Source organism: Paenibacillus yonginensis (assembly GCF_001685395.1).
In the GTDB taxonomy this organism is placed as follows: Bacteria; Bacillota; Bacilli; order Paenibacillales; family Paenibacillaceae; genus Fontibacillus; species Fontibacillus yonginensis.
Genome location: NZ_CP014167.1, coordinates 4,577,003 through 4,589,929 on the forward strand (window position 1 = coordinate 4,577,003; position 12,927 = coordinate 4,589,929).

Sequence of the window (12,927 nt, forward strand, 5' to 3'; positions counted from 1 at the left end):
CTAAGGGAAGGCGGTGAAGGCAATCAGAGCATTAAGCAGTTATATCACGGATGAAGGCGAACTTGACTACCGCCGCATCTACCGGAGTGAACGTTTGTACCAAGGAATGAACGGGCGTTATGTGGAGCGCTTTTATGTTTCTCCGCTGCAAAGCTATATTTTCAAACCGGTTACTCATTCGGGGCAGGAAGATCGCGAAGTGTGGGTATATGAACAGGTATTGTCCCGAATTCCGAAAGTATATCCTGCATTGATTGACAAATCAGAGGACGGTGCGAGCGGATGGGCGGTCTTTGAGGATCTGGGCCCGCTTCGTCATGAGCACGGACCGAAGACGCTGCTGCGGATGTCCAAGCTCATCGCCAGATGGCACAGCCTGGACCCTTCAGGGTGGGACCCGGACGCTTTCCGGGCACCCAAACCACCGGTACAGCAGATGGCCCGAGAACTGCTGGAGCGGCGGACGGAAGTGAGCCGCCTGATTCATGAGGCAGCATTGCCCGGCGAACTCCTGGACCTTGCCTTGCAGCAGCTTGAAGGCTCCGATTGGGCGGGAGTCAAGGTGCTTAACCACGGCGATTTGCATGCAGGGAATTATGCCTCCATTCAGGGGGATTTGTTTGTGCTGGACTGGGAGCACGTCCATCTCAATTCGCCTTTATGGGATCTGTACCATCTGCTGGATATGTCGCACCCGGTATTTCCAAGGTTTACGCCCAGAAACGAGGAATTGAGGGAGCGGATTCTACGTATTTATGTCCATCAACGCAGATTTTATGGCCAGGAGCTGGAGGAATCCGGCCTTCTGGCCGATTACTGCGCTTATGCTTGCCTATTCACTTTGTGGATGCTGCTGCTTATCGAATCGGATCTTGGCATGGGGAGCGTTTATTGGAGCCGGCCACAGCTGCTGCGGCAGCAAGCGGAAGCCATGGACAGTCTCAAGGGCTGCGGTCTGCAATTTCTCAGGAGCACGGGAGCAGACTACGGGGAGAATAAGAGGGCAGAGGAGGATTTAGATGAGTAAAGTAGGGCTTGTCATGCGCAAAATCCAGTTTGCCGAAGCACAGGGACCGCGGATTTTTGCCGAAAGACTGCAAAGAATCAGCCGCGATCTCGGTGTGGAGCTGGTCTTCATTTCCCCTGAGCGGCATGTGAGCGAGCACGACTGGCTGCCGGGTTACGAGCATGAGAAAGGCGATCTGGTCAATTATGATGTTGTACTGGATCAAATCTATAGTCAAAAGATTGAGCATGTTATCTATACGGTATCGGGCTTCACTTTTCTGAAGATGTTTCTCCCAAACAGCGTTTTGTTCCCTCACAGCTTTCCCGACCCGGCTCTTACAGGATATGAGATGATGAAGCCTTTCTATACGATGGTTGACAAAGCGATCGTACAGACGGAATTTCTGCGGGAGCAGATCCGGGAACGCTACGGGGTAACAGACGTCGATGTGATCCCGATCGGCTTTGGCGAGGACTTGGCCAGACGGCACTTTGATCCGGATGCCATCGTTGACAACCGGATTTTATGGATTGGGCGTGACGAGGCCAATCGGCGTCCAGATCTGGTTTTGGAGTATGCCAGACGAAATCCGGACAAAGAAGTGTTTATGGTCTTTGGAGGCATGCGCTACAAGGAAAGCATGAAGAAATATTCAATTCCGGATAACGTGAAGCTGCAATTTGCTTTATCGCAGGATGAAGTGTTTGCGCTTATGAATTCAGCCAAGGTTTATTTCAGCTCCTCCAGGTTCGACACGTTTGCAATGCCGCTGACCGAAGCGATGGCCATGGGCAAAATCGTCGTCAAACCGGAGCATCCTTGTTACGGCCATATTCATGGCCCGCATTGTTTCGCAGGCAATGAAGCGAACTGGTTTGAGCTGGTCAATATGGCTGCTGCCCACCCGCGCAAATGGTCGGAGCAGAACCGGGAATATGCCTTTGATCATTTCTCCGAAAGAGTGATGGTAGAGGGCTATCGCCGCTTTTATGAAGCTTGGTTGAGATAGGAAAGGACAAACGCGGCGAACGATAATAATAAAGCCCGTTTCCTGCACGCCGAATGTTCGGGATGCAGGAAACGGGCTTTTCAAGTAAGTGCCGGGGAACCGATGTCAGTGATTGCTCTGAAGGATTTCCCTGATCTCCAAAGCCAAGGTTAGGCGTGCTGCTCTATTTTAACTCCGCAATCCAGATTGCGAAGCTTACGTTTGATTTCCTTCTGCCATTTCTCATCGCCAAGCCGGTTGGCCAGATTCAAGAGGTCCAGATAATCATCGACTTGAAGCAGGCATTTAGAGTATCGGTTGGTCATGTACATAAACTCCTTCTGTCTTGGGGTGGATGATGGTGGGCTGCAGCTGCAGCGACTTATCACGAATAATGATAATCATTATCATTTGATATTTATTATGGCATAACTCTCAGGGAAATGACAACCCTTTTAAGTATAAAGAGGTAAAGATCATAGCAAAGTCGGAAGAACGGGTTTATTTCCCTTTGAATTGTGTTATATTACGGAAAATAAAGGAATTCCGGGCCTGCCTGTTATCGCCGGATATGGAGGGGTTATGGAGACAGAAGCGTTATTAAAAGCCGAGGAATTGGCGCTGAAGAAGCATTACATCTTCAAACAAAGCTGGATACGGTATTTGGCCCGGTCCATGCTGGCCAGTATGTTCATCGGTTTTGGCGTCATTGTAGCCTTTAAGACCGGGAACTTTTTCTATGTGAAGGATTCCCCGTTCACTTATCCGATGGCAGCCATGACTTTCGGTGCGGCAATTATTTTGATTTCATATGGCGGCGGAGATCTGTTTACCGGCAATACCTTCTATTACACATATGCTGCACTGCGGAAGAAGCTGAAATGGACGGAGGTTTTGAAGCTGTGGGGCTCCAGCTACTTGGGCAACATTCTCGGAGCCTGCGTATTTGCACTGCTGATCCACTTAACCGGCTTGTTTGATTCCCCATCCGTGAACGGCTTTCTGCTGAGCGTGGCCCAGCACAAGGTCGAGGCGCCGGTCGGCGAGCTGTTCTTCCGGGCGATTCTGTGTAATTGGCTGGTTTGTCTGGCGTTCTTCCTGCCCATGTCCATGAAGGGGGATGGAGCCAAGCTGTTCGCCATGATGCTGTTCGTCTTCTGTTTCTTTATTTCAGGTTATGAACACAGCATAGCCAATATGTGTACGTTTGCTATTGCGCTGGTCCTGCATCATTCGGCGGATTTTACTTTTGGCGGAGTGGTCTACAACCTGATCCCGGTGACATTGGGCAATCTGGTCGGCGGCGTCCTGCTGATGGGTTATATGTATTATTTCGTTAACAAGCCTTATCTCGAAGCCGGAAAAGAAGGAGAGAAGCCGGACCCAGAGGCCCCTCGCTATAGGGAGCAAGCCCATAAATAAAGTGGTCAAAGACGGCAAAAGGAGAGGAGTGGAATCGTCATGGCACAAACCGGAGGCAGGCAGGATGGACAGGAAGCCGTGCTGCCGGCTGAAGTCCGTCAGCTGCTGAGCGGCAGCTCGCTGGCGGATAAAATAGGAGAAGCGATGATCCTGACAACGGTTTCGGAGGACGGATGGCCGCATACGGCGATGTTAAGTGTAGGAGAAGTTGTGTCTTGCGACAGCCGAACGGTCAGGCTAGGCTTGTGGCCGGGGACCGTTACGAGCGGGAACATGACCAGGACCGGCAAGGCGCTGTTGGTCGTGGTGTACCGGGGGAAAGTGAGTTACATCAAACTCAAGGTCAAGCCGCTCCCAGACCTTCAAGAAAGTGTTCATCCGCGCAAGCGATATGAAGCAGAGGTGGTTCAGGTCAAGCAGGATTCCGCCAAATATGCGGAGATTATAAGCGGCATACAAATCGCGCTCCATGATCCTGCGGATGTCCTGAACCGCTGGGAGATTACGGCATCTGAGCTGTTCAAGAACTGATGGAAGCCTACAGCTGTTGTCCCGACAAGGTAGCTTGTTTCGGAGGGCAGCTGTTTTTAATTGGCATAAAGCATAAAGCTACATTTTCATATGAAGAAAAATGGTTTATTTACGACACGGCCGCAAGGTATAATAAGTGGGATTGTAAAGCGAAAAAAATGTCGTTTTTTTGTAAGTTATTAGGAGGAATTTATGCGAAGTTGGATTTGGGGGACAGCTGTTTCTCTGGAGGCCGTGCCAGCTTTGGTTCGGAAGAATGGTGAGGGATTGCAAGGGGGCTTCCCGTCAACTCTTGATATGGATTTGAACCCTTATGTCGCTGCATGTTTTATAGGTCTCTTGGTTTTTATCGTTGTGGGAGCAGTTGTGGTCCTTATCAAATTCCCCCCATTTGAAACTCGCAGGGAAACCGAGCTGACGAGGGCTTTTATTAAAGAAACGCTCAAGCATTATCAAATCTTTGTTTGGGCCGTTGATCCGATAAAAGGAACGGTGTATTTCAGCAGTCATGCAAGCGAACTCTCCGGATTATCTCGCGAGCAGGTTATGGGAAAGCCGGTGCAGCAAACCGGACTGCGGGAAGCCGGATTTGGTGGTCTTGTTGACCTGATGGAGGATGCTGTCTCCGGCGAGCCTACTGAGGTTCAGGAGGAGGTTCGTATTCTGACCCCTAACGGCAAGAAACATGTTCTGCAAGTCCGTTTGTCGCTCCTGGGGGGAAATCGCAGGGGAACCGGCGTTTATGTCCTGTCCGCCATAGATGTGACTGAATCCAAGAAGATAGAAGAACGCTTCCGCCTGGCTCATGAGGGCTCGGGAGCTATTATCTGGGAATCAGATATGAACACTCATGAATATACCTTCTCCAAACGCTGGAATGAGCTAATGGGTTATGAAGAACGTCAGGAGCCGTACAGCGCAGCTGAACTTCTGAAGATGATCCATCCCGATGACTTGGAGCAGGCTGATGAGAAACGCCAGAGTCATCTTAGCGGCGAAGAGGCTGCTTACAATGCCGAATATCGAATGCTGACCGCACATGGGGATTACAGGTGGATGCAGGCCCACGGGAAGGTTCTGCTTGATTCCCGCGGCAGAAGAATCCGGTTTGCAGGTTCCCTTATTGATATTACGGATCGTAAAAATTATGAGCTTCAGCTCAAGGCCAGCCTCCACGAGCTTGAACAAATGAACCGTGAGCTTGCTGCCATGCAGGAGGAACTCAAGCAGCAGGTGGAGCTGCTGGTCGAGAGTCAGACCCGGCTTCAGCAGAACGAAGACAACTTACACAAGCTCGCTTATTATGATCCGATCAGCGGCCTGCCGAACCGGATGCTGCTTCTGGAGAAGCTGGAGAGCACTTTGGCAGACCCGGATCAACAAGCGGCCCTGTTATTTATAGATACAGACAATTTCAAGGACATCAATGACTCGCTTGGCCATAAATGGGGTGACGTGTTAATCCGCGAAGCCGGAGAACGCCTCAATTCCATGTTGCCCAAGGAGGCTATGCTGTTTCGGTTTGGCGGCGATGAATTTGTTATGCTGTTAATCGGAGAGATCTCCCCTTCGGATCTTCAGCTTCTGGCCCGAAGGCTGATTAACGGGTTCAAGCCTCCATTTGCAGCCGGGCAAGGCGAACTGCATCTGTCGATCAGTATCGGCATGGCGCTTTATCCGCTGCAGGCTTCAGGTCCGGAGGAGCTGATCAAAAATGCCGACCTGGCGCTTTATCGCGCACAGAAGCAGGGGAAGAGCTCTTTTGTCCTGTACGATGCCTCGATGCAGCTCGAGCTGCAGAGCCGGATGAAGATGGAGGCCAGGCTGTTGTCTGCGCTTGACCATGATGAATTCAAACTGGTCTATCAGCCGCAGGTGGATTCATCAACGGGGAGAATCAGCGGCTTTGAGGCCTTGCTGCGGTGGGAGAATCCCGAGCTGGGCCAGGTGGCTCCAGACAAGTTTATTCAGATCGCTGAAGACATCCGGCAAATTATTCCAATCGGAGAGTGGGTCCTTCTGACGGCCTGCAGGTTTCTGAAGAAGCTGCATAATTCCGGTTATGAAGGTTATAAAATATCGGTCAATATTTCCGTTATCCAGTTGAAGCAGGAAGGGTTTGTCCATACGATGGCGGATATTTTGCAGAAAGTGGACCTTCCTGCGGAGTTTCTGGAGATCGAGATTACCGAGTCCCTGTTCATGGAGTCCTCGGAAAGAAATGAGCTGATTGCCAAGCTGGACCAATTAAGGCAGCTGGGCATCGGGATTGCGCTGGATGATTTTGGGACCGGATATTCGTCCTTGGATTATCTGCGCGAGCTTCCGATAACGACGCTCAAAATGGACAAGAAGTTTGTTGATCCCATTGAACAGGATGAAGACAGCCGTTCGCTTGCTTCGGCTATCCTGTTAATCGGCCATAGTCTGGGATTGAAGATCGTGGCGGAAGGTGTCGAAACGGCGAGTCAATTTCATTTTCTGAAGACGCATGGCTGTGACAAAATTCAGGGTTATTTGTTCAGCAAACCTCTTGGAGAAGCGGAGGTAGCCGGTCTGTTGTCCAAGTGGGATGACGGGAGGGCTTGAATGCGGCCCGGGTCCCCATCATGTTATAATAGACCTATCACAGGTCTGGGGGATGGAGCATGAGGATCGGTTACATCTATAGGAATTACTTTAAAAATAACCTCTTTATGAGGATGCTCCTGATCTTTGTGGGAATCGCGGTTGTCACGATCATCACCTTGTCTTATCTGATGTTTAAGTCCTTATCCCAAGCGATCATTAACCGGGAGCTGGATAGCCAGAAGTCGGCTATGGAGAGCGTGAACCGGTACATGGCCTCGCGTTATGAGGCCGTTCAGAATATGGTCCGGGACATGTATCGCAATGAGACTTTGTATGCCAATATTAATTATCTTATGGAGCATAATTACTCGGAATATGTCCAGCATCGGATGGACCAGTTTTATAACGAAATAAGCGATTCGACAGATGCGCTTCAATATCTTCAGAATTTAATGGACGAGAACAGCGATTTCACAAATTTGATCCTGTACAGCTCGGAGAGTCAGGTTCTGACGTCCTTTAATATAAACAAGCAGTTCAAACAAGTGTCGGTTCAGCTAACCCATTCGTATATACCGGATGTAATGGCGATGGAGAGCAAAAATATTACGGCCCCGAACTATTGGATTCGAAAGGCTGTAAATCAGACCAATCCGGCTCTATATGCGGTCCGGGTGCCGATCAACAACCGTCAAACGCTAAAAAATGCGGGGCAGCTTGTTGTTTTTCTGGATTCCGAGAGCATCTCCTCTGCATTATCCGGATATCGGAATAGCCTGAAAGGCGAAATCGTCGTTCTTTCGACCGATGATGTCGTGCTGTACGATTCCAAAGGCAAGTATTACGGCCAGAAATACCCGTATGTCAACATGAAGGACGCGCTTTATGATAATCCGGATAACATCCCGATGAACAAGGATCAAAGTTTATATATCAACAAGCTGATTGCGGCGGATGACGGGTACGTGGTCATTGGTTCCATGCCCAAATCTGTAGTTGCTGATGCTTATTCGGGGATCAGGAAGACGATTATTACGATCAGCGTTTTTTGTATCTTGTTCGCGATCTGTATTCCGATCATTTTTGTAATGAGCTTTGCCAACCGGACCAATCAAATTATTAAATTTACCCGCAAGGTGAAAAATGGCGATTTGTCCGCCAGGATTGATGACCCCCGGGAGGATGAGCTCGGACAAATCTCCAGAAGCTTTAATGACATGTTGAATGAGCTTAACTTATACATTGAACGTGTATATAAAGCCGAGATCAAACAAAAAGAAACAGAACTGGTAGCCCTTCAGGCGCGGGTTAGTCCCCATTTTCTATACAACACGCTCGAGGTTATCCGCATGAGGGCGATTTCGCAGGGAGCCCGGGACGTCGGTGATATGATCTACAGCTTGTCTGTGCTGTTCAAGAACCTTGTAAAGCAGAAAACTCCTTACACGCTCAAAGATGAGCTGGAGTCCTGCCGCTTGTATCTCGAATTGTTCCGGATTCGCTACAAGGACAAATTCAACTATTCCATTACTCCAGAGCCCTATCTGGACCATAAAATCGTAACAAAACTTTCCCTGCAGCCTATAATTGAGAATTACATCGTGCATGGCATCCGGACAGACCGTGATGACAACCGCTTGTCGATCCGGATCTGGACAGAAGGGGAAGTGCTGATTGCCGAAATTTCGGATAATGGAAAAGGCATAGAAGCGGGGCGCCTGGATGAAATTAAAGAGGTGCTGGAGAATGCTGAGGAGACGGGGGAAATGTTTGGCCTGCGCAGCGTGCACAGCCGGCTGAGATATCTCTATGGGCCTGAATATGGACTGAGCATTACCAGCCGGCCGGGTGAAGGGACAACCGTCCAGGTAAAATATCCGAACCGTGAGGAGGTGGGGGCAGAACATGTATAAAGTATTTATTGTCGATGATGAGCCGTTTATCATCGAAGGTTTATACGATATTCTGGATTGGCCTTCTTTCGGACTTGAGATCGTCGGACAGGCCGAGAATGGCCAGCGAGCACTAGAAGCGCTAAGCGCCAGACCGGTCGATGTACTGATTACAGATATCTCCATGCCGGTTATGGATGGACTCAGCCTGATCCGTGAAGCAAGGAAGCTGCACCCTAATTTAAAAGTCATTATCCTCAGCGGCTTTAACGAATTTGATTACTTGAAGGAAGGCATGAAGCTGGGCATTGAAAATTACCTGCTGAAGCCGATCAACATAGACGAGCTTGAGTCTACGCTGCGAAATACCATCCAGAAGCTGGACAGCACCAGCTCGGAAGAATTGTATGATGCCTTCGACGTTCAGATTATCAAAGACAACACGTTGTTTCGCTGGCTTACCGGACAAATGGCGGCGGCCGAATTTGAAGAACGGGCCGATTTGTTGGGTCTGTTCCTGGACCGGCCGTTTATTGCCACAGCGGTATTAAGACCGGTGGAGAGCGGGATCGATGTGTTTGACTGGACCCGGAGAAGGCTGGCTGGTGAACAGGGGTTGACCTTGTTCCGGGATGTGGACGGTGATCTGGTGTTAATCGCCTCCATAGAAAGCTGGGCCGAAGGAAAACGCGATTTCACCCTTCTGCTTGAGGAGCTGTCTTTTGAACTCTCGGAGCTGAAACGTCCCGTGCAGATCAGCATCGGAAGCGTGGGCGAGTGGCCGGAGGAAGCGGCTCCGAGCTACAGGGAAGCGAAGCGGGCACTGGAATACTTTATGGTTTATCCGGACCGGCGGGTGATGGATATCACCGGTCTGGAAGCGGAGGATGAAAGGGAAAGCTCTGAGTTTACCCTGCAATGGCCAGAATACGTAAAGCTGATTTTAGCCAGAGATGCGGAAGGACTGGCCCAGCGAATCGCGTATGATTTTGAGCAAATGCGGGTATTGGGAGGCATTGGGCCACAGGATTTGACCAACCGGGCGCTGGAACTGGTAGTCCGCTTCAAGATGGAGCTTGAAGAGATTCGCCATACGGAAGAAGAAGCCATCTTCAAGAGAGGACTTGAGAAGGTTCGCAGCAGCACCGCTTTTGGCGGGCTTGTTCAGGCCCTGCAGGAAGTGGCGAGGGAGACGGTGTACGCCCTGCTCCAGGACACCAAAAACCCGGTGGTCAGCCAGGTGCTGGCGCATATCCACGATCATTATGCGGACGAGCTTTCCTTAAAGACGCTTGGAGCCCAATATCATATCCACCCCGTTTACCTGGGACAGCTGTTCCATAAGGAGACGGGCGAATCCTTTGCCGAATATATCAACAAATACCGGGTTGAACAAGCGAAATATCAGCTCAAGCACACCAATCTGAAGGTGCAGGAAATCGCCAGAAACGTAGGGTACTGGGAGACCGGATATTTCTATAAACAATTCAAGAAATATGTCGGCATTTCGCCAACGGACTTCAAAGCGCTATAGGAATCGGACTAAAATCTCAATTCGAAAGGCACTGCTCTCCCACGAGAGCGGTTTCTCTTTCGGGTTGAGGTTTTTCTTTTTGATGTCAGACATGAAATTGACAGTTCAAGTAAGCGTTTTAAGAAAACGGTGACAAAATTCTACAAAAAACACGTTTTCCTTTAATTTGTACCCTAATTTATTAAGTTTATCTTCTTTTTGAGAATGCTTTCATCCGGTAAGGTTAAAGTAGTTCATTTGGTTATCCAAATGCGTACAAAGGACTATGCCGGAGCAAAACAAAGATAACCCTATCCGGCAAAACCGCTTTGGAAGAGTGAGAGAACCTGCAGTACACCAAGCAATTAAAAAGGGGAGGATTCACAATGGGGAAGAGTAAGAAGAGACTTTCCATCGCGCTTGCCATGCTGACAGCGCTGACATTCGTACTGAGTGCCTGCGGCGGCAATAACAACAGCAGCGCAAACAGCGGTAATTCCGCATCTGGCTCGGGCGGCAGCTCCGAAAAACCGGTTAACCTGATCTGGTACACGATCGGCACACCGCAAAAAGACGTAGATAAAGTTATGGCTGAAGTCAGCAAGTACACACAAGAGAAAATTGGCGCAACCATCACCATGAAAATGATTGACTGGGGCGACTATACGCAAAAAATGCAGGTTAACGTAGCTTCCGGTGAACCTATGGACATCATGTTCACGTCGGCCGGCGGATTTGATTATGTACAGAACGCAAGAAAAGGCGCGTTTATGCAGCTTGACGATCTGCTTAACCAATATGGACAAGATCTAAAGAACACGATTGACCCAGCGTTCCTTGAAGGCTCCAAAGTTGACGGACACAACTACGGTATTCCGGCTAACAAAGAGCTTCCGCAGCTCGAAGTATGGCGCTTCAACAAAAACCTGGTTGACAAGTACAACCTGGACATTACCAATGTTCGTTCCCTGGAGAGCATCGAACCTCTTCTGAAGACGATCAAAGAGAAAGAACCTAACGTAACGCCGTTTGCCATGGATAAAAACTATGTGCCTTACGTGCCTTACGATTACATCATCCAAAACCTGCCTATGGCAGTGAAATTGGATACTACGGACTACAAAGTCGTAGATATCCTTGAAACGCCTGAGATGAAAGCTGCATTGACTACTATGCACAAATATTATCAAGCGGGTTATGTGGCTCCAGAAGCTGCTACAACAGGTTCCACAAGCGACTTGATGACATCCGGCAACTGGTTTATGGACCGTGCGCAATCCCAGCCTCTGGCTGATAATGTTTGGTCCGCAAGCTACGGATACCCTGTAGTATCCACGCCTGCAAGTGACGCGATCATCACGAACACGTCTGTACAAGGTTCGATCATGGCAATCTCCGCTAACTCCGAACATCCGGACAAAGCGATGCAATTCCTGAACCTGCTGAATACCGATCCGGTTCTGCGCAACATGGTTGACTCCGGTATCGAAGGTACGCACTACAAGAAAACCGATGACAAACACATCGAGAACCTGCCAGAGTCCAAGAACTACGACATGCCTTCTTACTCTCTTGGCAACAACATGCTGCTTTACTTGAACCCTAACGATCCAGACGACAAATGGGAACAATTCAAGAAGTTTAATGCTGAAGGTAAAGATTCTCCAATCCTGAGCTTTAACTTCGACAGCACCAAAGTGGCTACAGAAATGGCTGCCGTACAAAACGTAAAAGAACAGTTCTGGGCTTCCCTGATGACAGGTACAGTTGATCCTGAAGAATACCTGCCAAAAGCGATCCAGAAGTTTAAAGAAGCCGGCCTTGATAAAATCATGGCTGAAGCTCAAACACAGCTTGACGCATGGAAAGCTGCAAACGGCAAATAAGAAAGTTCAGTTTAACCTTAGTGTGACCCTCTATAGCAAGCAGTTGAAGCAGTTCAGTAGCAAGGACAGCATTATAGAAGCACTAAGCACAAAGGTAACAGAAATCTAGTCGGAAAGGATCGGGCGGGTGGTCAAAACGCCCGATCCTTTTCATTATCTGAATAATCATCCGGGAGGGAACGATAGTGGCTACATTTTTTAAAAACATCCTTAAAAACAAAGTCATGCTGTTTATGGTGCTGCCTGGAGCCCTCTGGTTCTTTTTCTTCTCTTACCTTCCGCTTGTGGGAACGGTGGTTGCATTTAAACAGTACCGCTTTAACCGTGAAGGCTTCTGGGCCAGTATCGTTAAAAGCGAATGGGTAGGCTGGCAGAACTTTAAGTTCCTGTTCAGCGGCACCGATGCCTGGGTCATCACCCGTAATACTTTGTTCTACAATATTGCGTTTATCTTTATCGGGCTTGTCTTGTCTGTGGCGATGGCGATCCTTTTGTCGCAATTGGTTGGGAAAACGTTGGCCAAAGTGTATCAGACCGGCATGTTCCTGCCATACTTCCTGTCTTGGGTAATCGTCGGCTATTTTGCGTTCAGCTTCCTGAGCATGGACCGCGGGATGCTGAATCAGATTCTGGGCTGGTTTGGAATGGAGCGGGTTCAATGGTATTCCGATCCAAAATATTGGCCGTATATCCTGATCTTCGTCAGCCTTTGGAAATCCATCGGCTACAACAGTGTGGTTTATCTGGCTTCCATCTTGGGCATCGACAAATCGCTGTACGAAGCAGCCATGATTGACGGCGCAAGCAAATGGCAGCAGATCCGCAACATTACGATTCCTATGCTTTCCCCGATCATCATCATCATGACGCTGCTGGCTGTCGGACGTATTTTCTACGCAGACTTCGGTTTGTTCTATCAGGTTCCACGCGACTCGGGTACGCTGTACTCCGTAACGAACGTTATCGACACTTATGTCTATCGCGGTCTCAAAACCACCGGCGAAATCGGTATGAGTACTGCTGCAGGTTTATATCAATCCGTTGTAGGTTTTGTGCTGGTTATCGTTTCGAACTTCGTGGTGCGCAAAATCGATAAAGACAGCGCCTTGTTCTAA

General features: G+C 49.2%; 10 protein-coding genes. 9 read left to right on the forward strand and 1 reads right to left on the reverse strand.

Annotation, left to right across the window (positions count from 1 at the left end; translation table 11 throughout):
- The first annotated feature begins 13 nt into the window (after nucleotides 1–13).
- Together AWM70_RS20720 and AWM70_RS20725 are read left to right on the forward strand one after the other, a co-directional pair.
- Complete coding sequence (locus AWM70_RS20720) at nucleotides 14–1,027, forward strand: phosphotransferase family protein (protein ID WP_068699630.1); 1,014 nt, start codon at nucleotides 14–16, stop codon at nucleotides 1,025–1,027.
- Nucleotides 1,020–2,018: a glycosyltransferase family 4 protein gene (locus tag AWM70_RS20725; RefSeq protein ID WP_068699632.1), complete on the forward strand. Its 999-nt coding sequence runs from the start codon at nucleotides 1,020–1,022 to the stop codon at nucleotides 2,016–2,018. The genes AWM70_RS20720 and AWM70_RS20725 overlap by 8 nt, the downstream gene beginning before the upstream one ends.
- Nucleotides 2,019–2,167: 149 nt before the next feature.
- On the opposite strand, the gene AWM70_RS23585 is transcribed toward AWM70_RS20725, so the two are convergent.
- Nucleotides 2,168–2,323: a hypothetical protein gene (locus AWM70_RS23585; protein ID WP_169823381.1), complete on the reverse strand. Its 156-nt coding sequence runs from the start codon at nucleotides 2,321–2,323 to the stop codon at nucleotides 2,168–2,170.
- A gap of 256 nt (nucleotides 2,324–2,579) precedes the next feature.
- On the opposite strand from AWM70_RS23585, the gene AWM70_RS20730 reads away from it, so the two are divergent.
- The 7 genes from AWM70_RS20730 (at nucleotide 2,580) to AWM70_RS20765 (ending at nucleotide 12,927) form a co-directional block, all read left to right on the forward strand.
- Nucleotides 2,580–3,419, forward strand: coding sequence for a formate/nitrite transporter family protein (locus tag AWM70_RS20730; protein WP_083180584.1), 840 nt, complete (start codon nucleotides 2,580–2,582; stop codon nucleotides 3,417–3,419).
- A 39-nt stretch (nucleotides 3,420–3,458) separates the two neighbouring features.
- Nucleotides 3,459–3,950: a pyridoxamine 5'-phosphate oxidase family protein gene (locus AWM70_RS20735; RefSeq protein ID WP_068699634.1), complete on the forward strand. Its 492-nt coding sequence runs from the start codon at nucleotides 3,459–3,461 to the stop codon at nucleotides 3,948–3,950.
- Between the two features lie 192 nt (nucleotides 3,951–4,142).
- The gene (locus AWM70_RS20745) at nucleotides 4,143–6,539 is read left to right on the forward strand and encodes a sensor domain-containing protein (RefSeq protein WP_083180462.1); all 2,397 of its coding nucleotides are present in this window, start codon (nucleotides 4,143–4,145) and stop codon (nucleotides 6,537–6,539) included.
- Nucleotides 6,540–6,598: 59 nt separating this feature from the next.
- Nucleotides 6,599–8,434, forward strand: a complete 1,836-nt coding sequence (locus AWM70_RS20750; RefSeq protein WP_068699638.1) for a sensor histidine kinase — start codon at nucleotides 6,599–6,601, stop codon at nucleotides 8,432–8,434.
- Entirely contained in the window at nucleotides 8,427–9,947 is a 1,521-nt protein-coding gene (locus AWM70_RS20755) for a response regulator transcription factor (RefSeq protein WP_068699640.1), read from the forward strand. Before AWM70_RS20750 ends, AWM70_RS20755 begins: the two co-directional genes overlap by 8 nt.
- A 365-nt stretch (nucleotides 9,948–10,312) precedes the next feature.
- Nucleotides 10,313–11,812: an ABC transporter substrate-binding protein gene (locus AWM70_RS20760; protein WP_068699642.1), complete on the forward strand. Its 1,500-nt coding sequence runs from the start codon at nucleotides 10,313–10,315 to the stop codon at nucleotides 11,810–11,812.
- Between the two features lie 185 nt (nucleotides 11,813–11,997).
- Nucleotides 11,998–12,927 (forward strand): ABC transporter permease, encoded by a 930-nt coding sequence (locus AWM70_RS20765; protein WP_068699644.1) that lies wholly within the window; start codon nucleotides 11,998–12,000, stop codon nucleotides 12,925–12,927.

Bases quoted from the DNA above. Each gene is read 5' to 3' on its own strand.
- AWM70_RS20725 (WP_068699632.1), top strand. From the start codon at position 1,020: ATGAGTAAAGTAGGGCTTGTCATGCGCAAAATCCAGTTTGCCGAAGCA.
- AWM70_RS23585 (WP_169823381.1), bottom strand. From the start codon at position 2,323: ATGACCAACCGATACTCTAAATGCCTGCTTCAAGTCGATGATTATCTG.
- AWM70_RS20730 (WP_083180584.1), top strand. From the start codon at position 2,580: ATGGAGACAGAAGCGTTATTAAAAGCCGAGGAATTGGCGCTGAAGAAG.
- AWM70_RS20735 (WP_068699634.1), top strand. From the start codon at position 3,459: ATGGCACAAACCGGAGGCAGGCAGGATGGACAGGAAGCCGTGCTGCCG.
- AWM70_RS20745 (WP_083180462.1), top strand. From the start codon at position 4,143: ATGCGAAGTTGGATTTGGGGGACAGCTGTTTCTCTGGAGGCCGTGCCA.
- AWM70_RS20750 (WP_068699638.1), top strand. From the start codon at position 6,599: ATGAGGATCGGTTACATCTATAGGAATTACTTTAAAAATAACCTCTTT.
- AWM70_RS20755 (WP_068699640.1), top strand. From the start codon at position 8,427: ATGTATAAAGTATTTATTGTCGATGATGAGCCGTTTATCATCGAAGGT.
- AWM70_RS20760 (WP_068699642.1), top strand. From the start codon at position 10,313: ATGGGGAAGAGTAAGAAGAGACTTTCCATCGCGCTTGCCATGCTGACA.